Origin of the sequence: uncultured Pseudokineococcus sp. (assembly GCF_947499845.1) — a bacterium.
Classification (GTDB): domain Bacteria; phylum Actinomycetota; class Actinomycetes; order Actinomycetales; family Quadrisphaeraceae; genus Pseudokineococcus.
The window spans coordinates 48,681-69,427 of record NZ_CANMPM010000009.1; the positions used below are offsets into that span (position 1 = coordinate 48,681).

Below are 20,747 nucleotides of genomic sequence, written 5' to 3' on the forward strand. Positions count from 1 at the left end.
CCTGGGCGCGGCTCGACGACCGCCCCACGACCGACCCGAGAGGACACCGATGCCGGAGACCCCCCGCCGCCCGACGCGAGGTCGACGGACGACCCGCCGCACGACCGGCGCCCCGGCCCCCGCGGGCGTCGGGACGGCCCCCGGGGCCGGCCGCGCGTGAGCCGCCGCGTCGCCGTCCTCGGCACGGGCAGCTGGGGTACGGCCTTCGCGCTGGTGCTCGCCGACGCCGGCGCCGAGGTGGCCATGTGGGGCCGCCGGCCCGAGGTCGTCGCCGCCGTCGCGGGCGGGCGCGGCAACCCGGCCTACCTGCCGGGCGTCGCGCTGCCGGACGCCGTCACGGCGACGACGGACCCGCGCCGCGCCCTCGAGGGCGCCGACGTCGTGGTGCTCGCCCTGCCGTCGCAGTCGCTGCGCGGCGTCCTCGGCGGCGTGGCCGACGCCGTCCCCGCCGGGGCCCCGCTCGTCAGCCTGGCGAAGGGCCTCGAGAGCGGCTCGAGGCTGCGGATGAGCGAGGTCGTGGCCGAGGCGTCCGGCGCCGCGCGCGAGCGCGTGGCCGTGGTCTCGGGCCCGAACCTCGCCCGGGAGATCGCCGAGCGGCAGCCCACGGCCACGGTGGTGGCCGCCCACGACGCCGACGTCGCCGCCGAGGTCGCGGCTGCCTGCGCCACACCGGTCTTCCGGCCCTACACCCACCACGACGTCCTCGGCGTCGAGCTCGGCGGCGTCGTCAAGAACGTCGTCGGCCTGGCCGTCGGCATGGCCGAGGGGCTCGGGTACGGCGACAACGCCAAGGCGTCGATCATCACCCGCGGCCTCGCGCAGACCTCCCGCCTCGCCGTCGCCCTGGGCGCCGAGGCGGCCACGCTGGCCGGGCTCGCCGGGATGGGCGACCTCGTCGCCACCTGCGCGTCGCCCCTGTCGCGCAACCACCAGACGGGCGTCCAGCTGGGTCGCGGCCTCGACGTCGGAGCGGCGGCGCGGGTCGTGCGCCAGACGGCCGAGGGCGTCCGCTCGGCCCCGTCGGTCCTGGCCCTCGCCCGGTCCGCCGGCGTCGAGATGCCCATCGTCGAGCAGGTCGTCGACGTCGTCGAGGGGCGGGTCCACGCGCGGGAGGCGGCGCGGCTGCTCCTGGCCCGCGACCTCAAGCACGAGGCCGGCTGAGGTGGCGTCCCGGGGCGCGGCGGGGCGCTCGCGCGGGGCGCGGGTCGAGGTGGTCCTGCCCGACCTCGTGCCGCGCACGGCGCCGCCGGGGGCGGGGGAGGACCTCGACGGGCTGCTGCTCAGCGGCCTTGACCTCGCGGGGGCGGCGCTGCCCGACCTGCGCCTGCTCGAGTGCGCCCTCGTCGCCTGCCGCCTCGACGGCGCCGCCCTGCGCGGCGCCCGCCTCGTCTCGACCCGCCTCGAGGAGCTGGCTGCGACGGACCTCGACCTCACCGGCTCGTCCTGGCGGGACGTCGTCGTCGAGGGCTCCCGCGCCGGCGTGCTGCGGCTCGGGGAGGCCGACCTCGTCCGCACCCGCCTCAGCGGGTGCCGGCTGCACCACCTGGACGCCCGGGGCGCCGACCTCGCGGACGTCCTGCTCGAGGACTGCGTCGTGGGGGAGCTCGACCTCACGGACGCGCGGGCGGTGCGGGTGCGGCTGGTCGGCTGCCGCGTCGAGCGGCTCGTGCTCACCGGCTCGCGCCTGTCCGGGCTCGACGTGAGCGGGGCCCGCGTCGAGCGCGTCACCGGCCCGGGCGACCTCGCGGGCGTCGTCCTCGGCGAGGACCAGGCCGCCGGCTTCGCGACCGTCCTCGCCGAGCACCTCGGCGCGCGGGTCGTGCCGACCGCGCCCGACCGGGCGGACGGCACCGAGCGGGCCTGAGGCGGGCGGCCCCGGTGCCGAGCGGGTCCGGTGCCGAGCGGGTCCGGTGCCGAGCGGGTCCGGTGCCGAGCGGGTCCGGTGCCGAGCGGGCCTGGTGTCGAGGGGGTCTGGGCTCAGGCCCCGCCGTCGAGCGCCTGCTGAAGGTCGGCCCAGAGGTCCTCGACGTCCTCCAGGCCGCAGGAGAGGCGGAGCAGCCCGAGGGGCGTCGTCGGCGGCTCGTTGGCGTGGCGCCGACGGCGCTCGACGAGCGACTCGACGCCGCCGAGGCTCGTCGCCGGCGTCCACAGGCCCAGGCGCTCGACGAGGCCGGCGGCGAGGGCGCCGTCGTCGTCGCCGACCAGCTCCAGCGACAGCACGCTCCCGGCGCCGCGCATCTGCGCCCGGGCACGCTCGTGGCCGGGGTCGGACGGCAGGGACGGGTGCCGCACGCGCCCGACGGCGGGGTGGCGCTCGAGGCGCCGCGCGAGCTCGGCGGCGGTCGCCCCCGTGCGCTCGACGCGCAGCGCCAGGGTCCGCAGGCCGCGCAGCGCCAGCCACGCCTCGAAGGGCCCGGGGATGGCGCCGTGCACGCGGCGGTGGGTCGACAGCCGCTGCAGCAGAGCGGCGTCGGACGTCGCCACGGCCCCGAGCAGGACGTCGGAGTGCCCGGACAGGAGCTTGGTGACCGAGTGGACGACGACGTCCGCCCCGAGCGCGAGGGGCTGCTGCACCAGGGGCGTGGCGAAGGTGCCGTCCACGGCGACCACGGCCCCGGCGCCCCGGCCCGCGGCGGCGCACGCGGGCAGGTCGGCCACCTCCAGGAGCGGGTTCGTGGGCGACTCCAGCCACAGCAGGTCGGCGCCGCCCGCGAGGGCGCCCTCGACCTCCGCGGTGTCGGCGACGTCGACGAAGGTCACGCGCGCCCGCCCGTCGGCGTCGAGCTGCTCGAGCAGCTCGACGGAGGTGTTGTACGCCGAGCGGGGCGCGACGACGCGCCCGCCCAGGGGCACGAGCGCGAGCACCGCCGACACGGCGGCCATGCCCGACGCGAAGGCCAGCGCGCCGCCGTCCTCGCCGGTGCCCTCGAGGGTCGCGAGCACCTCCTCCAGCGGCTCCCAGCTGGCGTTGGACGAGCGGGCGTAGGTCCGCGCGCCCGGCCCCGGCTCGCCGGCGCCCACGAAGGTGGACGACAGCACGAGCGGCGGGTTGACCGGCGCGTCCGGCGTCCGCGGCGGCCGTCCCGCGGCGACGACGGTCGTCGCGGGGGACCAGGGGCGCCCGCTCGCCCCGGAGCCGGTCGGGTGGGGGGTGCCGTCCGCCATGGCGGCGAGCGTAGGGGCCCGCGCCCGACCGGCGGACCCGCGTCCCACCGCCGACGGCGGGCGCCGGGCCGAGCGCGGCGAGGCGCCGCGTGGCGTCGCGGACGGCGCTCGGGCCGCCGGTAGCGTCCCGGCGGTGGAGGCGCAGCCGGCAGGACGGGACCCCGAGGACCGCACGCAGGAGGGAGCCCCCCGGCGTCGCCGCGTCGCCGTCGTCTTCGGCGGGCGCTCGAGCGAGCACGGCATCAGCTGCGTCACCGCCGCGGGCGTCCTGCGCGCGCTCGACCGCGACCGCTGGGACGTCGTCCCCGTCGGCATCGCGCTCGACGGCCGGTGGGTCCTCGCCGCCGACGACCCCGCGCGCTGGGAGCTCTCCGGCGGCGTCCTGCCCGTCGTCGAGCCGGGGGAGGGGCCCGCCGTGCTGGCGCCCCGCTCTCCGGTCGAGCGCGGGCTCGTCGCGCTGGAGGCCGGTGACGTCCCGCGCGCGCTCGGCGAGGTCGACGTCGTCCTGCCGCTCCTGCACGGCCCCTTCGGCGAGGACGGGACGCTGCAGGGGATGCTCGAGATGTCCGACACCCGCTACGTCGGCTCGGGCGTGCTGGCCTCCGCCGTGGCGATGGACAAGCACTACGCCAAGACCGTCCTCGCGGCGGCGGGCGTCGCCGTCGGCCCGTGGGCGCTCGTCACCGACCGCGCCTGGCGCGCGGACCGCGAGGAGCGCCTCGACGCCGCCCTCGCCGTCGCGGAGGGCGCCGGGGCCGCCGTCGTCTTCGTCAAGCCGTGCCGCGCGGGCTCGTCGATGGGCGTCACCCGCGTCGTGCTGGGCGAGGCCCCCGGCCGCTGGCGGGAGGGCGCCCGCGCGGCGCTCGCCGCGGCCGTGGAGGCCGCCCGCGAGCACGACCCGAGGGTCCTCGTGGAGGCGGCCGTCGCCGGCCGCGAGCTGGAGTGCGGCGTGCTGGACGGCCCCGGCGGGGCGGCGCCGGAGGCGTCGGTCGTCGGTGAGGTGGCGGTCGTCGACGGCCGCGACTTCTACGACTTCGAGGCCAAGTACCTCGACGGTGGCGCCGTCCGGCTGACCTGCCCCGCCGACGTCCCGGAGGAGGTCGCCGAGGCCGTGCGTGCGACGGCGCTGCGCGCCTTCGACGCCCTCGGCTGCGAGGGGCTGGCCCGTGTCGACGTCTTCGTCGCCGACGACGGCCGGGTCGTCGTCAACGAGGTCAACACGATGCCGGGCTTCACGCCGTCGTCGATGTTCCCCCGGCTCTGGGAGGCCTCGGGCCTGCCCTACCCGGCGCTCGTCGACCGGCTCCTCGAGCTGGCCCTCGAGCGTCGCGCCGGCCTGCGCTGACACCGGGACCCGGCGCGGCGCCCGTCAGGAGCAGCTGCGCTGGGCCTCCAGGGCCTCGACGGCGCCGCCCAGCCCGGGCAGGACGTCGGCGGCCGTGAGGTCGCCGGTGACGGCGACCTGCGTGGCGGGTGCCCGCCCGAAGGTCGTCCAGGGCGGTGACGCCTCGGCGTCGGAGGCCACCCAGTCGACGCCGTCGACCGACAGGCACGCGTCCGTCGTGGGGCCGGGGAGGTCGACGCCGCAGCGCAGGACCACCTGCTCGGACCGGTCGGGCGAGGCCCAGGCGGCCGTCGACTGACCCGTCGACGCGACGCGCGGGAGGCCGGCCAGCTCGTCCACCTCGCGCACGAGCACGAGCACGGACGCGCAGCCCGGGTCGGTCGCCTCGGGCGCGGCCGGGGCCGCGACGGGCGAGCCCCCGCAGCCGGCGAGCAGCAGGAGGGCCGTCGCCGCCGGGAGCGCGCGACGGCGCGCCGCGGTCCCCGTCACGCGACGACGGTGCAGGTCACCGTCCGCGTGATGCCGGGCACGGCCTGCACCTGCGAGGAGACGAGCCGGCCGAGCTGGCCGGTGGTCGGTGCCTCGACGCGGGCGATGACGTCGTAGGGGCCCGTCACGTCCTCGGCGAGCACGACGCCGCCGATGGCGGCGAGGGCGGCCGCGACCTCCGATGAGCGGCCGACCTGGGTCTGGACGAGCACGTACGCCTGCTCCACGGGGCGTCTCCTCCTCGGTGCGCGCCCGGGGGCGGCGCCGTTCTGGGCTGGGCTGGGCTGGGGCGAGCGGGGCTGGCGACGGGACGGGTGGGCCGTGGCGGCCCGGGTGCCCGGGACGCCGCGGGGCGGCCGCCTCGGCGACGGCGCGGCGGCCGGGCCCTCGTGGGGCCGGCGCGCCGCACCGCCGACACGTCCGTCGCCTGGTCGTGCGCTCCGGCGGGCCGCGGTCCGCGGCGCCGCCGGGACGGGCGCGGGCGACGCTACCGTGGCCGGGCTGCGCCGCCCCAGCCCGTCCGGGCGGGGCCCCGCGCCGCCGCCCGCGCGCACCCGCCCGGGGCCGGTCGGTCGGGCCCGGGCCGCGCCGGCGGCGTCGTCCGGGCGCTGCCCCGAGGACCGGAGGACGCGTGCCAGGACGCCACAGCCGAGGGGGGCTCGCCGGCGGCGCGGCCGCGGGGGACGGTGAGGACGCGCTCCTCGCCGCCCTCGTGCCCGAGCTGCCCGAGGGGGCGTGGACGGACCTGGGCCCGGGCGACGACGCCGCCGTCGTGCGGGCCGAGGACGGGCGCGTCGTCGTGACGACCGACGCGCTCGTCGCCGAGCGCCACTTCCGCCCGCGCACGGCCTCGCCCGAGGACGTCGGCTGGCGCGCGGCCGCCCAGAACCTCGCGGACGTCGCCGCCATGGGCGCCGTGCCGACGGCGCTCGTCGTCGCGCTCGTCGTGCCGCGCACGCCCCCCGAGCCGTGGGCCGACGGGTGGACCACCGGTCTCGCACGGGGCCTCGCGGCCGCCTGCGCCTCCCTCGAGGGCGCGGACGGCTGCGGCGTCGTCGGCGGGGACCTCACCGGGGGCGAGGAGGTCGTCGTCAGCGTGACCGCCTTCGGCGACCTGCGGGGGCTCGCGCCGGTGCGCCGGGACGGCGCCCGCCCGGGGGACGTCGTCGCGCTCGCCGGCGTCCAGGGGTGCTCGGCCGCCGGCCTGGCGGTGCTCGAGCGGCGCGTCCGGCCGGGGGCGGCGGCGTGGGCGGGCAGCCCCGTCGAGTCCGCCGCGGACGAGCGCGTGGCCGACCTCGTGCGCGCCCACCGGCGCCCCCGGCCGCCGTGCGCCGCCGGACCGGCGGCCGCGGAGGCCGGGGCCACCGCGATGCTCGACGTCTCCGACGGCCTCGTCCGCGACGCCGGCCGCCTGGCCCGCGCGGGCGTCGTCGTCCTCGACCTGTCCAGCGAGCTGCTCGCGCCGCACCGCGACGCCGTCCTCCCCGTCGCCGACCTCCTCGGCGTCGAGGCCTGGCGGCTCGTCCTCGAGGGCGGCGAGGACCACGGCCTGCTGGCGACGTTCCCCCCGGAGGCGGTGCTGCCCGAGCAGTTCGCGCCCGTCGGGGTCGTGCGCGCCGGCACCGCCCCGGCCGTCCTCGTCGACGGCGAGCGCTACGGCGGCGCGGGCGGCTGGGACCACTTCGGCTGAGGGGACGGCGACCGGGGACGCGCCGCCGTGCTCGGTCGCCCGCGGAGGACGGCGCGGCGTCCCCGGTCGGCGCGGTCCCCTCGTGGGACGCGAGAGGCCGGCGACCCCGTGCGGGGTGCCGGCCTCTCGGGACGTGCGATGCGTCAGCGCGTGATCTTGCCCGCCTTGATGCACGAGGTGCAGACGTTGCGGCGCTTGGGCGTGCCGCCCTCGACGACGCGCACGCGCTGGATGTTCGGCACCCAGCGGCGCTTGGTGCGCCGGTGCGAGTGCGAGATGGAGTGGCCGAAGCCCGGCCCCTTGGCGCAGATGTCGCAGGTGGCAGCCACGGTCTCTCCTACGGTGCTCGGCTCGTCGCGGTCCGCCGCCGCTCGTGCGCGGGGGGCCGCCCGGCGCGGGAGCGCCGGTTCGTCAGGGTGCTGCGGCTCCGCCGGCCCTGGGCAGGGCAGCGCTCGCCGCGGTCGCGGGACACAGTAGCCGAGGTGGCGCCGCGGCCCAAAGCGGGCCACCGGCGGTCGTCGGCCGGCGGAGGGCCGGTCGAGCCGCCTCCGGCGGAGAGGCTGTGGACGACGAGCCGTGCCTGAGGAGCGCTGTCGGCGGCCGGGCCTACTGTGCGGGCATGGCAGGGGGACCGTCGTCCGAGCGGCCCGCGGCCGGCGCCCCGGGGCTGCCCGTGCCGCGGGGTGTCGAGCACTCCGGCCCCGTCCCCGTCACGACGGGGCGCATGGCCGAGCCCCTCGGCCGCGCCGTCGGCCTCCCCACGGCGAAGGCGCTCGAGGCGCACCTCGGCCTCGTGACGGTGGGGGACCTGCTGCGCCACTACCCGCGCGACTACCGCCGCCGCGGCCAGCTCACCGACCTCAGCGGCCTCGAGGTCGGCGAGCACGCCACCGTGCTGGCGCGGGTGTCGTCGGTGCGCCACCGGAAGATGCAGCGCCGCCCCGGCTACGTCGTCGACGTCGTCGTCGAGGACGGCGCGGTGCGCGTCCCCTTCACCTTCTTCCCCCGGCACGGCGGCGCGCTCGCCCACCTCCTGCGCGAGATGGTCGTCGGCCGCACCGGTCTGTTCTCGGGGAAGGTGAACCTCTACCGGGGCTCGCTGCAGCTGGTGCACCCCGAGCACCACATGAGCGGCCCCCGGGGCGGCCCGGAGATCAGCCCGGAGACGGGCGCGGACGACGGCGCCGCCGGCGGCGCCGAGGACCTGGCCGCCGAGGGCGCCGCGATGGACGCTTTCCTCAGCGGCGTCCTGCCCATCTACCCGGCGACGCAGGGCGTCCAGAGCTGGACGATCGCCAAGGCCGTCGGGCTCGTCCTCGACGTCCTGGCCGAGGAGGACGTCCCCGAGCCCCTGCCCGACATGGTGCTGGCCCGGCACGGGTTCCCCGGCCTGCTCGACGCGCTGCGCGCCGCCCACCAGCCGCAGCACCCGGGCCACGAGGAGCGCGCGCTCGAGCGGCTGCGCTACGAGGAGGCCTTCGTCCTGCAGGCCGAGCTCGCGCGCCGCCGGCTGCGCGTGGGCACCCAGACCGCCGTGCCGCGGCGGCCCCGCCCCGACGGGCTCCTCGCCGCCTTCGACGCGCGGCTGCCCTTCGCGCTCACCGACGGCCAGCGGCAGGTGGGCGAGGAGGTCGCGGCCGACCTGGCGCGCACGGCGCCCATGCACCGGCTCCTGCAGGGCGAGGTGGGCTCCGGCAAGACCGTCGTCGCCCTGCGCGCCATGCTCGCCGTCGTCGACGCCGGGGGGCAGGCCGCCCTGCTCGCGCCCACGGAGGTGCTCGCCGCGCAGCACCACCGCTCGCTCACGGCGATGCTCGGGGACCTCGCCGAGGCCGGGACGCTCGGCGGGGCCGACGTCGCGACGCGGGTGGCGCTGCTCACGGGCAGCCTCGGCGCCCGCGCCCGGCGGGAGGCGCTGCTGCAGGCCGCGAGCGGGGAGGCCGGCATCGTCGTCGGCACCCACGCCCTCCTGCAGGAGGCCGTGCAGTTCGCCGACCTCGGCCTCGTCGTCGTCGACGAGCAGCACCGCTTCGGCGTCGAGCAGCGGGACGCCCTGCGTGCCAAGGCCTCGGCCACCCCCCACCTGCTCGTCATGACGGCGACGCCGATCCCGCGGACCGTGGCGATGACGTCGTTCGGCGACCTCGAGACCTCCGTGCTCCGCGGGCTGCCCGCCGGCCGCTCGCCCATCGCCTCGCACGCCGTCAACGCGGGCAACGCGGCCTGGGTCGCGCGGATGTGGCAGCGCGTGCGCGAGGAGGTCGACGCGGGGCGGCAGGCCTACGTCGTCTGCCCGACGATCGGCGACGACGAGGGCGCCGGGCCCGGCCCGGGGGAGGGGCCGAGCGCGGACGGGCCGGCGGAGGAGCCGCCGGGCGGGGGCGGGCGCGAGGAGGACCGCGTCCTCGTCTCGACCGCGGCGGTGGAGGCCCTGCTCGCCGAGGAGCCCTCGCTCGCGGGCGTGCGCCGCGGCGTCCTGCACGGGCGCATGCCCCCCGAGGAGAAGGACGCCGTCATGCGGTCCTTCGCGGCCGGCGAGCTCGACGTCCTCGTCGCCACGACCGTCGTCGAGGTCGGGGTCGACGTCCCCAACGCCACGTGCATGGTGGTCATGGACGCCGACCGCTTCGGCATCTCCCAGCTGCACCAGCTGCGCGGGCGCGTGGGGCGCGGCGGTCACGCGGGGACGTGCTTCCTCCTCTCGCCGCTGCCCGAGCACGCCCCCGGTGTGGCGCGGCTCAAGTCGGTGGCGGCGACGACGGACGGCTTCGCCCTCGCCGAGCTCGACCTCGAGACCCGCGGCGAGGGCGACGTGCTCGGCGCCCGCCAGTCCGGGGTCCGCTCCTCGCTGCGCCTGCTGCGGGTGGTCCGCGACGTCGACGTCATCGAGGAGGCGCGGGCGGACGCCGCGCAGGTGCTCGCCGTCGACCCCGAGCTCCGGCGCCACCCGGCGCTCGCCGGTGCGGTGACCGAGCTGCTGCGCCCGCAGCACGAGTCCTTCCTGGAGCGCGGGTGAGCCGCCGCGACCGGGAGGCCCTCGTGCGGGCCGACGGGCTGCTCGTCGGCTACACGGGCGAGCCCGTGTCCCCGCCGACGACCTTCCGCCTCGACCCGGGGCGCGCGCTGGCCCTCGTCGGTCTCAACGGGGCCGGCAAGACGACGGTGCTCAAGGCGGTCCTGGGGCAGCTGGTACCGGTCGGCGGCACGCTCGAGGTGCTGGGGCGCCCCGTCGACGAGCGCTCCGTCGCCTTCCGGCGCGACGTCGCCAGCGTGCTCGACGTCGACGCCCACTTCCCGGGCCTCACGGTGCGCGAGCACCTCGACCTCGTGGCCCGCGGGCACGGCGTGCGCGACGCCGACGACGTCGTCGACCAGGCCGTCGCCGACCTGGGCCTGGAGCCGGTGGCCGAGCACCTGCCCTCGGCCCTGTCCTCGGGGCAGCGGCGGCGGATGCTGCTGGCCGCGGCGCTGGTGCGCCCGCGGCGCCTCCTCGTGCTCGACGAGCCCGAGCAGCGCCTGGACCTCGCCGGGCGCGAGGACGTCGTCGACCGGCTGCTCGAGGAGAAGGAGGCCGGCGTCGGTGTGCTCCTCGCCACGCACGACCCGCTCCTCCTCGAGGCCGTCGCCGACCGGGTGCTCCTGCTCGCGGCCGACGGCGCGCGCCGGGTGTCCGCGGCCGAGGCGGCGCGGGAGCTCGGCCGGTGAGCGCCTCCCACGCCCGTGGCCCCGGTCCTGGTGCGGGCCACGCGCAGGCGCACGGCCGGCACGACGGCCCGGGCGACGAGGAGGACGGGAGCGGGGACGGGGGCCCCGGCGGGCTCCCCGAGCACGTGCTGCGGCCGGTGGCGGACGGCCCCGGCAGCAGCGCGGCGCAGCTGCGCGCCACGGTGCGCCGCGCCGCGCGGCGGGCGAGCGGGGCCACGCTCGGCGACCTCCTCGGCGACGTCTACACGGGCGTCTTCGCCGTCGCCCTGGCGCTGCTCGTGCTGTCGGGCTCGCGCGGCCGCCTCGGCGCGCTCGGCGGCGTCAGCGCCCTGGGCGAGCCGCTCCCCGGCGCCGACGTGCCGCCGCCCGTGCTCGTCACCGCGGCGCTGCTGCTCGTCGTCGGCGCGACGGCCGGTCTGCTGGGCCGGCTCGGGCCCCTCTCGCTGTCGCCCCCGCAGGCCGCGTGGTGGCTGCCGCTGCCGGTGGCGCGAGGGCCGCTGCTGCGCCCCGGGCTGCTCCGCCGGGCCGCCCTGGCCGCCGTCGCGGCGGGCGCGGGCGGCGCGCTCGCCGTCCTGCTCCTGCTCCCCGCCTCGAGCGGCGCCGGGCCCTTCGCGGCGGCCGGGCTCGCCGCGGCCGGCGTGGCCCTGGTGCTGCTCGGCGCGGCCGGGCTGGGCCAGGGACGACGGGGCGGCGCCGCCGCCGTGCGGGCGGCCGACGCGCTGGTGCTGCTCGCCCCCCTGCTCGTCCTCGCCGCCGCGCTGCTCGAGCGGGGCGCCGGCGCCGGTGCCGCCCTCGAGGGGGCGGTGGCCTCCCTCGGCGGTGCGCCCGCCCGGTGGGGGACGGCGCTGCTCCTCGCGGTCGGCGTCGCGCTCGTCGCCGTCCTCGTCCGCCGCGCCGGCGCCGCCCCCGGGGCGTCGCTGGCCTCGGCGGGCGCCCTGTCCGCCCACGTCGCCGGCTCCGGCGCGCTGCTCGACACCCGCGCCGTCGGCCGGGCGCTCGCCGAGCCGCCCGGCGCGGCGCGGCGGACCGCGCGGCGGCGCTCGAGCCGCTGGACCCGCGCCGGGCTCGTCCGCGGCCCGCTGGGCGCCCTCGTCGTCGCCGACCTCCTGGCCGTGCTCCGCAGCCCGCGCCGCGTGCTCACCGCCGCGGTCCTCGCGGTCGTGCCCGCGGGGCTCGCGGCCTCCTCGGGCGACTCGCGCGTCGTCGTGCTCCTCGCCGTGCTGGCGTGCGGGTACGGCGCCGCCACCGCGCTCGCGGAGCCGGTGCGCGTGCGGGTGCTCGCCCCCGGCCTCGACGCCGTCCTCCCGGTCGCCCCCGGGCGGGCGGCCGCCGCGCACCTGCTCGCGCTCGCCCTGCTCACCACCGCGGCCTCGGCCGTGGCGGCGGGCGCCCTGGCGCTCCTGGCGCCCGGGGTGCTGCCGCTCGTGCTCGTCGTCGCGTCCGGCCCGGCCCTGGCCGCCGCCGCCCTGCGCGGCGCCGCGCGCCCCGAGCTCGACCCCGGCTCGGCCGTCGTGTCGACGCAGGCCGGCCCGCTGCCGATCGGGGTCATCACGAGCCTGACGCGAGGGCCCGACCTCGCCGTCGTGGCGCTCCTGCCGCTGGCCGTCGGCACCCTGGCGCTCGCGGGTGGCGGGCGCCTGCTGCCGGCGGCCGAGCTGTCGCTCGCCGTCGTGGCGCTGCTGCTGGGCACGGCGCTGGGGGCTGCGGCCGCGGCCGGCTCGCGCCCCCGGGCGCCCGAGCGGCCCGGGGCGTCGCGCTCGGACGCCGCCTCCGCCGCGGGGGGGCGGGCGTGACCCGCGTCGTCGCCGGCTCGGCCGGCGGCCGCACCCTCGTCGTCCCCCGCGGCTCCGCGACGCGCCCCACGTCGGAGCGCGTGCGCGAGGCCCTCTTCAGCCGGCTGGAGCACGAGGGGCTCCTGGAGGGGGCCCGCGTCCTCGACCTCTACGCCGGCTCGGGCGCCCTCGGGCTGGAGGCCGCGAGCCGGGGCGCGGACGCCGTCGTCCTCGTCGACGCCGGCCGCGAGGCCGCGCGCGCCTGCCGGCGCAATGCGGCCGTCACGGGACTGGCGGGCGTCGAGGTGCGGGAGGCGCCGGTCGAGCGCGTGCTGGCGGGGGAGCCGGGTCCCCCGCTCGAGGCCGGGGCCGACCTGGTGCTCGTCGACCCGCCGTACGACGTCGCCGAGGAGGCCCTCGCGTCCGTGCTCGCGGCCCTGACGGGGCGCGGCTGGCTCGCCCCCGAGGCGGTCGTCGTCGTCGAGCGCTCGTCGCGCTCGCCGGAGCCGACCTGGCCGGAGCGCCTGCAGCGGTACGCCTCCCGGCGCTACGGCGAGACCGTCGTGTGGTTCGCCGAGGCGGCGGACGGCTGACCGTGCCGGTGGCCGAGCGGGGAGGTGCCGGGTCTCTCAGCGCACCGGCAGGCCCAGGGCGGCGAGGTCGCGCCGCAGCGCCTCGGCCGTCGTGAAGCGCACCGCGCGCAGGCCGACGGCGGCGGCCCCCTCGACGTTGCGCGGGCTGTCGTCGACGAAGGCCGTCAGCCCCGGCTCCAGGGCGAAGCGCTCGACCACCCGGGTGAAGAGCGCCGGGTCGGGCTTGACGAGCCGCTCGACGCCCGAGACGACGACCGCCTCGAAGGCCGACAGCCCGACGACCTCCTCGAGCAGCGGTCGCGCGCGCTCGAAGAGCTCGGCGGACCAGTTCGTCAGCGCGAGCAGCCGGACGCCCGCGGCGGCCAGCTCCTCGACGACCTCCCGCGCGCCGGGGACGGGGCCCGCGAGGGTGTCGAGGAAGCGGTCGACGTAGGCCTGCGCCACCGGCTCGTGGCCGGGGGCGCTCGCGGCGACGTCGGCCACCGACCCCGCCGTCGAGCGACCGGCGTCCATGGCGAGGTTCCAGGCGCCGAAGTCGACGCGGGCGTGGAACGCCTCCACGGCCCCGGGGTCGAGCTGCTCCCAGACCCGTGCGGGCTCCCACCGCACCAGCACGTTCCCGAGGTCGAAGACCACCGTCGTCGGCGCAGGTGCGGTCACGCTCCCGAGGCTAGGGGCCGTCGCGGCGCGGGCGTGCGCGTCGAGCGGTGCGCCGTGGACGCGGTGCACCGCGACGTCGGCGCACCGCTCGGGCGGGCGAGGGGGGCACTACCCGAGGCGCACCCCGGCCCCGGGACCCATGGGTGTCCCGGTGACGTAGAAGAGGGTCAGCACGGCCACCCACGCCGGCCAGAAGGCCAGCGTGAAGGGCAGCATCCGCGAGATGACGCTGCCGAGGCCGGCCCCGGGCTCGTAGCGGCGCAGCATCGTCAGCAGCACGACCATGTAGGGGTTGAGCGGGGTGAGGATCTGCGTCGCGGAGTCGCCGACGCGGAAGGCGCCCTGCGTGAAGGCGGGCTCGAAGCCGAGCAGCGCGAAGAGCGGCACGAAGACGGCCGCCATGAGCGTCCACAAGGACGACCCCGAGATGATGACGAGGTTGAGCAGCGAGGCCAGCAGCACGAAGGCCAGCACGGCCGGGAAGCCGGTGAGGCCGATGGCCTCGAGCCCGGCCGCCCCCTTGACCGCGAGCCAGGTGCTCACGCCCGACCAGGTGAAGAGCGCGACGAAGTTGCCCAGCACGAAGGCCAGCGCGATGAACGGCGCGAGGTCGCGGACCGCCCCCTGCATGAAGCGGGGGACGTCGGCGCTGCTCGTCAGCGAGCCTGACACCCGCCCGTAGACGAGCCCGGGCACGAGGAAGAGCACGAAGACGATGAAGACGATGCTGTCGAGCAGCGGGGAATCCGGCAGGTAGCCGCCGCCCTCGCCGCGCCACGGCGACCCGGGCAGGAGCACCGCGACGAGCATGACGACGGCCACGAGGACGCCGGCGAGCGCGGCGGCTCCGACGGCCCGTCGCTCGCGGGGCGACACGTCGGCCGTCCCGTCGGCCTCGCCGCCGCCCGTCCCGCCGTCCTCGGCGGGTGCGGCGTCGTCCTCGTCCACGACCTGCTCGCGCGGCACGCCCGTGCGCTCCAGGCGCGGCTCGAGGACGCGGGTGATGACGAGCCCGGTGATGACGGTGAGCACGGCCGCGGAGACGAGGTTGAAGAAGTAGTTGGAGACGGGCGTCACGGGCGTGCCCGGGTCGGGGAGCACCTGCGCGACGGCGGTCGTGATGCCGGCGAAGAGGGCGTCGAGGCTCGTCACGACGAAGGAGGTCGAGTAGCCCGCGCCGACCGCTGCGAAGCCGCCCAGGAGGCCGGCGACCGGGTGGCGCCCCGCCGCGCGGAAGACCATGGCGGCCAGCGGGGGCACGACGACGAAGGCCGTGTCGGACATCACCGAGGCCGTCACGCCGACCACCCCGACGACGTAGGGGAGCGCCCACCGGGGGGCGGAGTGGAAGAGCAGGCGGATGACGGCGGAGAGCAGGCCGGAGCGCTCGGCGACCCCGATCGCCAGCAGGATGGTGAGGACGGTGAGCAGCGGCGGGAAGCCGATGAAGTTGGCGCCCAGGTTCGTCGTCAGCCACGTCAGCCCCTCGGCCGTGAAGAGCCCGCGGACGGGCACGGCGTCGTCCGAGCCCGGGACGGTGACGCTGACGCCGAGGACGGCGCCGAGGGTCGAGACCAGCGCGACGAGGACGAAGAGCCCCAGGAAGAGGACGAAGGGCTCGGGCAGCCGGTTGCCGGTGCGCTCGACCCACCCGAGGACCCGGTCGGCGCGCGTCGCCGAGGCCGCGCCCGCGGCGCTCACGCGGCGCCCCCCGGCGCCGGCGCCGGCGTCGGGGCGTCGAAGTAGCGGGCGACGTCGACGGCTCCGCCGGCGGCCGCGAAGTCGGCGTGGACGGCGGCCCGCAGGTCGGGGTCCGCGAGGTGGTCGAGGACGACGAGGGCGAGGCCGACGGCGCCGTCGACCACGGCGCGGTCGCCGTCGGGCCCGGCCGCGGCGGCGGCGAACTCCCGGGTGTGCAGGGACGTGCCCGGGTCGGAGACGGCGATCATCGGGTGGAGCGACGGCACGCGGTAGCTGACGTTGCCGAAGTCCGTCGACGCCGCGAGCAGCGCCGGGACGACGCCGGACGGCAGGACGGGACGCCCCCGCTCGGCCATGCGGGCGCCCCAGCGGCCGGCCAGCGCGGCGTTGGCCCGGACGGGCAGGGTGGCGGGGTTCTCGTCCCAGGCGAGGTCGACGCCGCAGCCGGTCATGAGCGCGGCTCCGCGGCAGATCGCGTCGAGCCGCTCGGAGAGGACCCGGAGGGTCTCCGGGCGCTCGGAGCGCAGGTAGAAGAGCACCTGCGCCCGTCCCGGGACGACGTTGGGGCGGTCCCCGCCCTCGGTGACGACGCAGTGCAGCCGGTCCGACGGCGGCATCTGCTGCCGGTGGAGCCCGACGCCCTGGTAGGCGAGCGCGACGGCGTCGAGGGCGTTGCGGCCCATGAACGGCTGGGCGGACGCGTGGGCGGTGACGCCCGTGAAGGTGGCCCGCAGCTGGCGGCGTCCGAGGAAGAGGTGGTCGGCGACGTCGTAGCCGAAGGGGTGGACCATGACGGCCGCCTCGACGCCGTCGAGGGCGCCGTGCTGGGCCATCGTCTCCTTGCCGCCGCCGCCCTCCTCGGCGGGCGTGCCGAGCCACCGGACGCCGCCCGGCAGCCGGTCGCCGAGCGCCGCGAGGCCGAGGACGGCGCCGAGGCCCGCGGCGGCGATGACGTTGTGCCCGCAGGCGTGGCCGATGCCGGGCAGGGCGTCGTACTCGCTCATGACGGCGACGACGGGCGCCCCACCCCGGCCCGTGCCGGTGCCACCGCCGCCCGCGACGTCCGCCCGCAGCGCCGTCGGCAGGCCGTGGGCGCCCCGCTCGACGTCGAGGCCGTGCTCGGCGGCCAGGTCGGCCAGCACGCCCGCGCTCCGGTGCTCCTCGAAGGCCGTCTCGGGGTGCTCCGCGAGGTCGTGGCTCAGCGCCACGAGCCGTGGGCCGAGCGCCTCGACGGCGTCGACGACGGCGCGGACGAGGTCCTCCGGCGCGCCCTGCGCCGACGAGGAGAGCGGCTCCGCGGCGCGCGCGGCTGCGTCCACCTGCGCCTGCACGGCCGCGAGGTAGGAGGGGTCCGGGGGCAGGGGGGCGGAGGGGGGCCCGTCGGGCGCAGGAGTCGGCACGGAGGCCACCGTCCTCCCTCCCCGTGGGCCGGGCAACGCCCCCGGACGACCGGGCGCACCGTGCCGGGCGTCCCCGACGGGCAGACTCGCGCCCGTGACCACCGCGGCCTGCCCCGGCTCCTTCGACCCCGTGACGCACGGGCACCTCGACGTCGTCGCCCGGGCCGCGGCCCTCTTCGACGAGGTGGTCGTGCTCGTCGTCCCCAACCCGTCCAAGCGCGGGCTGCTGGCGCCCGAGCGGCGGGCCGCCCTGCTCGAGGAGGTGCTGCCGGGGGCGCTGGGCGCGGCCGCGGAGCGGGTGCGGGTCGAGCTCGTGCCGGGAGGGCTGCTCGTCGACGCCTGCCGCCGGGCGGGAGCGGCGTGCGTCGTCAAGGGCGTGCGCGGCGGCGCCGACGTCGACGCCGAGGTGCCGCAGGCGCTGATGAACCGCCACCTCTCCGGCCTCGAGACGCTGCTCCTGCCGGGCGACCCCCGCTGGCAGCACGTGGCGTCCTCGCTCGTCCGGGAGATCGCCCGCCTGGGCGGCGACGTCGACGACCTCGTGCCGCCCGCCGTCGCCGCGGCGGTGCACGAGGCGCTGGCGGGGACGTGACGTCGGCCGGCGCCCGCACGGCCGCGGTGTCCGTCGCCCTGGCGGCTCCGCTGCTGCTCCCCGGCCCCGCGGCCGCCTCGTGCGCCGGGCCGGCGACGCCCTCCTCGCTGCTCGCGCAGGACGGCGGTGTCGTCCTGGCGCGCGCCGCGGACGTCGACGGCCACCGCGTGGTCCTCGCCGTCGAGGAGGTCTGGTCGGGCGAGGACCGGGCACCGCGGGTGCGCATCACGACGGGCGAGACGCGGCGCGGTGCCGAGGGGTCCGGCGACGTCGAGCTGGTGGAGGGCGACACCTACCTCCTGGCGCTGCGGGGCGACCACGCGTCCGTGTGCTCGGTCCTCGTCGTCGGGGAGGGGCGTCCGGTCGCGGCCGTGGCGACCACGGCGCAGGTCGCCGCGGCCCGCCCCGAGGGCGCCCGCCCGCCCGTCGAGGGTGCCGACGCCGGTGACGCGCCCGGCCCGCCGCTCGCCGCGCTCGCGGCGGGGCTCGTCGGCTGGGTCGCGCTGACCGCGGTGGTGCTCCTCGCGGGGCGGTCCGTGCGCCGCCGCCAGCAGCGCCGGTCCCGCCGTGGCCGCGGCGGACCGAGCGCGGACGGGGCGGGTCGGCCCCTGCGGTAGCCTTGCCGGTCGGTCCGCCGCCCACCGCGGCAGGCCGAGGACGACCAGGGCCCCTCACGCCCGACCGCACCGCCGTCGCACCGGTCCGCCGGGGCGGGGGCACCCCGCACCACCACCCGGCGCCGCCCAGCGCGCGCCGGTGGAGGAGGAACGCCGTGACCACGCTGGACCACCGCTCGCCGCTCGTGCTCGACACGCGGGAGCTCGGTCGTCGTCCCGGCTCCCTGCGGACGGTGCGCCGGACCGTGGAGGCACCGGCCGACCTCGGCACCGCGGTGGTGGGCGTGGCCGAGGGCAGCCCCGTCGAGCTCGACCTGCGGCTCGAGGCGGTGATGGAGGGCGTGCTCGTGTCGGGGACGGCGCGGGCGACCTCCACCGGAGAGTGCGTGCGGTGCCTGGACCCGGTCGAGCGCGAGCTCGTCGTGGACCTCCAGGAGCTGTACACCTACCCGGGCCGGGCGCCGGAGGACGACCCCGACGGCACCCAGGACGACCTGCACGAGCTGGACGGCGACCTCGTCGACGTCGAGCCCGTGCTCCGGGACGCGGTGGTGCTCGCGCTGCCGTTCCAGCCGGTGTGCTCGCCGGACTGCCCGGGCCTGTGCGCCGACTGCGGGGTCCGCCTCGCGGACGCGGAGCCGGGCCACCAGCACGACAGCGTCGACCCGCGGTGGGCGGCGCTCCAGAGCATGGCCTCCGACCGGGGCCAGCGCACCGAGGAGGACTGACCATGGCCGTCCCGAAGCGGAAGATGTCCCGCAGCAACACCCGCCACCGCCGTTCGCAGTGGAAGGCCGAGGCCACGCCGCTCGTCGCGACCGTCGAGAACGGGCGCACGACGTACGCGCGCAGCCACCACGCGCGCGTCGTCACCGACTCCCAGGGCACGCCCCTGTACCTCGAGTACAAGGGCCGCAAGGTCAAGGACCTCTGAGCACCACCGCCGCCGGGCAGGGCGGCGCCCCCGCCGGGGCGCGCCTGCTCGAGCTGGTCCCGCGCGCCGCGGAGCTCCAGGCCCGGCTCGGCCTCGAGGTCGAGCCGGGCCTGCTGCTGCGCGCCCTCGTGCACCGGTCGTGGTCCTACGAGCACGACGCGGAGCCCACGAACGAGCGCCTGGAGTTCCTCGGCGACGCCGTGCTGGGGCTCGTCGTCACCGACGCCCTCTACCGGCGCCACCCCGACCTGCCCGAGGGGCAGCTCGCGAAGCTGCGCGCCTCGGTCGTCAGCTCGCGCGCCCTCGCGGGCGTGGGCCGCGGCCTCGACCTCGGGGGGCACGTCCTCCTCGGGCGCGGGGAGCGCTCGACGGGCGGGCGCGACAAGACGTCGATCCTCGCCGACACCGTCGAGGCGGTCATCGGTGCGGCCTACCTGTCCGCCGGGCTCGACGAGGCCCGCGCCCTGGTGCACCGCCTCGTCGACCCGCTGCTGGCGTCCTCGGCCGCCCTCGGCGCCGGCCTCGACTGGAAGACGAGCCTGCAGGAGCTGGCGGCGGCGCGCGAGGACGGCCCGCCTGTCTACGAGGTCACCGGCGAGGGCCCGGACCACGCCCGCACCTTCACCGCCCTCGTCCTCGTGGGCGGGGTGCCGCAGGGCCAGGGCGAGGGCCGCAGCAAGAAGGAGGCGGAGCAGCGGGCCGCCGAGGCCGCGTGGCGGGCCCTGGGCGGCACCGGCGAGGACGAGCTCGCCCGCGCCGCCGGCGTCCTGACCGACGGCGCCCCCGCCGAGGGCGCCCCCTCCCGCGGCGCCTGACGCGTGCCCGAGCTGCCCGAGGTCGAGGTGGTCCGGCGCGGCCTCGACGCGCACGTCGTCGGCCGCACGGTCACCGACGTGGCGGTGCTGCACCCCCGGCCCGTGCGGCGCCACCTCGCCGGCCCGCTCGACTTCGCCGGCCGCCTGGCGGGGGCCCGTGTGGACGCCGCCGTCCGCCGCGGCAAGTACCTCTGGCTGCAGCTCGACACCGGCGACGCGCTGTCGGCCCACCTCGGCATGAGCGGGCAGATGCTCGTGCAGCGGCCCGAGGCCCCGGATGAGCGGCACCTGCGCGTGCGGCTCGACCTCGACGACGGCGCGCAGCTGCGCTTCGTCGACCAGCGCATGTTCGGAGGGCTGCTCGTCGCCCCGCTCGTGCCGACGCCCGACGGGCTGCCGGCCGGGGCCGCGGCCGGCGGTCCCTCGGCCCCGCTGCTGCCGCCCGAGGTCGCCCACGTGGCGCGCGACCCCCTCGACCCGCACCTGGACCTCGAGCGGCTCGTCGAGCGGGTCCGCGCCCGCCGCACCGGCGTCAAGCGGGCCCTGCTCGACCAGACCCTCGTCTCGGGCGTGGGCAACATCTACGCCGACGAGGCGCTGTGGCGCTCGCGCCTGCACTTCGCCCGCCCCACGGACGGCCTGACCCGCCCCGTGGTGCGCCGCCTCGTCGCCGACGTGGCCGCCGTCATGGAGGAGGCGCTCGCCCAGGGCGGCACGAGCTTCGACCGGCTGTACGTCAACGTCAACGGCGCCAGCGGCTACTTCGACCGCTCGCTGGCGGCCTACGGCCAGGAGGGCGAGCCGTGCCCGCGGTGCGGCGCGCCCGTCACGAGGGAGGCCTTCATGAACCGCAGCTCCTACCGCTGCCCGCGCTGCCAGCCGGTGCCCCGGCGGGCCCGGTGGTGAGCCCGGGGTCGTCGGAGCCCGGGCGGGCGGGGTCGGGCGCCGACCCGGCGCGGCTCCTCGCCCACGTGCGCGGCGACGTCCAGGGCGTCGGCTTCCGCTGGTGGACCCGCGCCCGGGCGCTCGAGCTCGGCCTGGACGGCGCCGCCCGCAACCTCCCCGACGGGCGCGTCGAGGTGACGGCGCAGGGCCCCCGCGCGGCGTGCGCGGAGCTGCTGGGGCTCCTGCAGGCCCCCGACGGCGCGGAGGCCGCGCGCCGGCGGCCCGGCGCGGTGCGGGGCGTGGCCGCGCAGTGGTTGGCCCCGCGCGAGCTGCCGGGCGGCTTCGTCGAGCTCTGAGGCGCCGTCGACGCCTCGCCGTCGCCCC

At 78.9% G+C, this 20,747-nt stretch carries 22 protein-coding genes; 15 read left to right on the forward strand and 7 right to left on the reverse strand.

Annotation, left to right across the window (positions count from 1 at the left end):
- The first annotated feature begins 156 nt into the window (after nt 1-156).
- Together Q0789_RS10080 and Q0789_RS10085 are read left to right on the forward strand one after the other, a co-directional pair.
- Nucleotides 157-1,161: an NAD(P)H-dependent glycerol-3-phosphate dehydrogenase gene (locus tag Q0789_RS10080; protein ID WP_298804738.1), complete on the forward strand. Its 1,005-nt coding sequence runs from the start codon at nt 157-159 to the stop codon at nt 1,159-1,161.
- A 1-nt stretch (nt 1,162) separates the two neighbouring features.
- Nucleotides 1,163-1,864 (forward strand): pentapeptide repeat-containing protein, encoded by a 702-nt coding sequence (locus Q0789_RS10085; protein ID WP_298804740.1) that lies wholly within the window; start codon nt 1,163-1,165, stop codon nt 1,862-1,864.
- A 113-nt stretch (nt 1,865-1,977) separates the two neighbouring features.
- On the opposite strand, the gene Q0789_RS10090 is transcribed toward Q0789_RS10085, so the two are convergent.
- Nucleotides 1,978-3,165, reverse strand: a complete 1,188-nt coding sequence (locus tag Q0789_RS10090; protein ID WP_298804742.1) for a PLP-dependent aspartate aminotransferase family protein — start codon at nt 3,163-3,165, stop codon at nt 1,978-1,980.
- Nucleotides 3,166-3,298: 133 nt separating this feature from the next.
- Here Q0789_RS10090 and Q0789_RS10095 point away from each other — a divergent pair, with 133 nt between their 5' ends.
- Nucleotides 3,299-4,510 (forward strand): D-alanine--D-alanine ligase family protein, encoded by a 1,212-nt coding sequence (locus tag Q0789_RS10095; RefSeq protein WP_298804744.1) that lies wholly within the window; start codon nt 3,299-3,301, stop codon nt 4,508-4,510.
- Nucleotides 4,511-4,534: 24 nt separating this feature from the next.
- Here the strand turns inward: Q0789_RS10095 and Q0789_RS10100 are convergent, their stop codons facing one another.
- On the reverse strand, nt 4,535-4,999 hold the full coding sequence (locus Q0789_RS10100) for a DUF3515 family protein (protein ID WP_298804745.1): 465 nt from the start codon (nt 4,997-4,999) through the stop codon (nt 4,535-4,537).
- A complete protein-coding gene (locus Q0789_RS10105; RefSeq protein ID WP_171202175.1) occupies nt 4,996-5,226 on the reverse strand; it encodes an Lrp/AsnC ligand binding domain-containing protein in 231 nt (76 codons plus the stop codon). The genes Q0789_RS10100 and Q0789_RS10105 overlap by 4 nt, the downstream gene beginning before the upstream one ends.
- Nucleotides 5,227-5,630: 404 nt before the next feature.
- On the opposite strand from Q0789_RS10105, the gene Q0789_RS10110 reads away from it, so the two are divergent.
- Nucleotides 5,631-6,689, forward strand: a complete 1,059-nt coding sequence (locus Q0789_RS10110) for a thiamine-phosphate kinase (RefSeq protein WP_298804748.1) — start codon at nt 5,631-5,633, stop codon at nt 6,687-6,689.
- 143 nt (nt 6,690-6,832) lie between these two features.
- On the opposite strand, the gene rpmB is transcribed toward Q0789_RS10110, so the two are convergent.
- Nucleotides 6,833-7,018 carry a 50S ribosomal protein L28 gene (gene rpmB / locus Q0789_RS10115; protein WP_171203836.1) on the reverse strand — a complete coding sequence of 62 codons (186 nt, stop codon included), beginning with the start codon at nt 7,016-7,018 and terminating at the stop codon, nt 6,833-6,835.
- Between the two features lie 395 nt (nt 7,019-7,413).
- Between rpmB and recG the strand changes: the two genes are divergently transcribed.
- Genes recG through rsmD form a run of 4 tightly spaced genes read left to right on the forward strand, consistent with a single transcriptional unit; the run spans nt 7,414 to nt 12,759 of the window.
- Entirely contained in the window at nt 7,414-9,705 is a 2,292-nt protein-coding gene (recG, locus tag Q0789_RS10120) for an ATP-dependent DNA helicase RecG (protein WP_366917710.1), read from the forward strand.
- Nucleotides 9,702-10,394, forward strand: coding sequence for an ABC transporter ATP-binding protein (locus Q0789_RS10125; RefSeq protein WP_171203837.1), 693 nt, complete (start codon nt 9,702-9,704; stop codon nt 10,392-10,394). Before recG ends, Q0789_RS10125 begins: the two co-directional genes overlap by 4 nt.
- Nucleotides 10,391-12,187, forward strand: coding sequence for a DUF6297 family protein (locus tag Q0789_RS10130; protein WP_298804753.1), 1,797 nt, complete (start codon nt 10,391-10,393; stop codon nt 12,185-12,187). The genes Q0789_RS10125 and Q0789_RS10130 overlap by 4 nt, the downstream gene beginning before the upstream one ends.
- Nucleotides 12,184-12,759 carry a 16S rRNA (guanine(966)-N(2))-methyltransferase RsmD gene (gene rsmD / locus Q0789_RS10135; protein ID WP_298804755.1) on the forward strand — a complete coding sequence of 192 codons (576 nt, stop codon included), beginning with the start codon at nt 12,184-12,186 and terminating at the stop codon, nt 12,757-12,759. Before Q0789_RS10130 ends, rsmD begins: the two co-directional genes overlap by 4 nt.
- Before the next feature lie 36 nt (nt 12,760-12,795).
- On the opposite strand, the gene Q0789_RS10140 is transcribed toward rsmD, so the two are convergent.
- From Q0789_RS10140 to Q0789_RS10150, 3 genes are all read right to left on the reverse strand, one after another.
- Nucleotides 12,796-13,419, reverse strand: coding sequence for an HAD family phosphatase (locus Q0789_RS10140; protein WP_298804757.1), 624 nt, complete (start codon nt 13,417-13,419; stop codon nt 12,796-12,798).
- 108 nt (nt 13,420-13,527) lie between these two features.
- A complete protein-coding gene (locus Q0789_RS10145) occupies nt 13,528-15,120 on the reverse strand; it encodes an AbgT family transporter (protein WP_298804759.1) in 1,593 nt (530 codons plus the stop codon).
- A complete protein-coding gene (locus Q0789_RS10150; RefSeq protein WP_298804761.1) occupies nt 15,117-16,520 on the reverse strand; it encodes a M20 family metallopeptidase in 1,404 nt (467 codons plus the stop codon). Before Q0789_RS10150 ends, Q0789_RS10145 begins: the two co-directional genes overlap by 4 nt.
- Before the next feature lie 94 nt (nt 16,521-16,614).
- Between Q0789_RS10150 and coaD the strand changes: the two genes are divergently transcribed.
- The 7 genes from coaD (at nt 16,615) to Q0789_RS10185 (ending at nt 20,719) form a co-directional block, all read left to right on the forward strand.
- Nucleotides 16,615-17,112, forward strand: coding sequence for a pantetheine-phosphate adenylyltransferase (coaD, locus tag Q0789_RS10155; protein ID WP_298804763.1), 498 nt, complete (start codon nt 16,615-16,617; stop codon nt 17,110-17,112).
- Complete coding sequence (locus Q0789_RS10160) at nt 17,109-17,729, forward strand: hypothetical protein (RefSeq protein WP_298804764.1); 621 nt, start codon at nt 17,109-17,111, stop codon at nt 17,727-17,729. Before coaD ends, Q0789_RS10160 begins: the two co-directional genes overlap by 4 nt.
- A 155-nt stretch (nt 17,730-17,884) precedes the next feature.
- Nucleotides 17,885-18,457, forward strand: a complete 573-nt coding sequence (locus Q0789_RS10165; RefSeq protein WP_298804765.1) for a YceD family protein — start codon at nt 17,885-17,887, stop codon at nt 18,455-18,457.
- Nucleotides 18,458-18,459: 2 nt separating this feature from the next.
- A complete protein-coding gene (gene rpmF / locus Q0789_RS10170) occupies nt 18,460-18,663 on the forward strand; it encodes a 50S ribosomal protein L32 (protein WP_171202927.1) in 204 nt (67 codons plus the stop codon).
- A 44-nt stretch (nt 18,664-18,707) separates the two neighbouring features.
- A complete protein-coding gene (gene rnc / locus Q0789_RS10175; protein WP_366917711.1) occupies nt 18,708-19,478 on the forward strand; it encodes a ribonuclease III in 771 nt (256 codons plus the stop codon).
- Between the two features lie 3 nt (nt 19,479-19,481).
- Nucleotides 19,482-20,384, forward strand: a complete 903-nt coding sequence (gene mutM / locus Q0789_RS10180; protein WP_298804767.1) for a bifunctional DNA-formamidopyrimidine glycosylase/DNA-(apurinic or apyrimidinic site) lyase — start codon at nt 19,482-19,484, stop codon at nt 20,382-20,384.
- Nucleotides 20,381-20,719, forward strand: coding sequence for an acylphosphatase (locus Q0789_RS10185; protein WP_298804769.1), 339 nt, complete (start codon nt 20,381-20,383; stop codon nt 20,717-20,719). The genes mutM and Q0789_RS10185 overlap by 4 nt, the downstream gene beginning before the upstream one ends.
- The last annotated feature ends 28 nt before the right edge of the window (nt 20,720-20,747 follow it).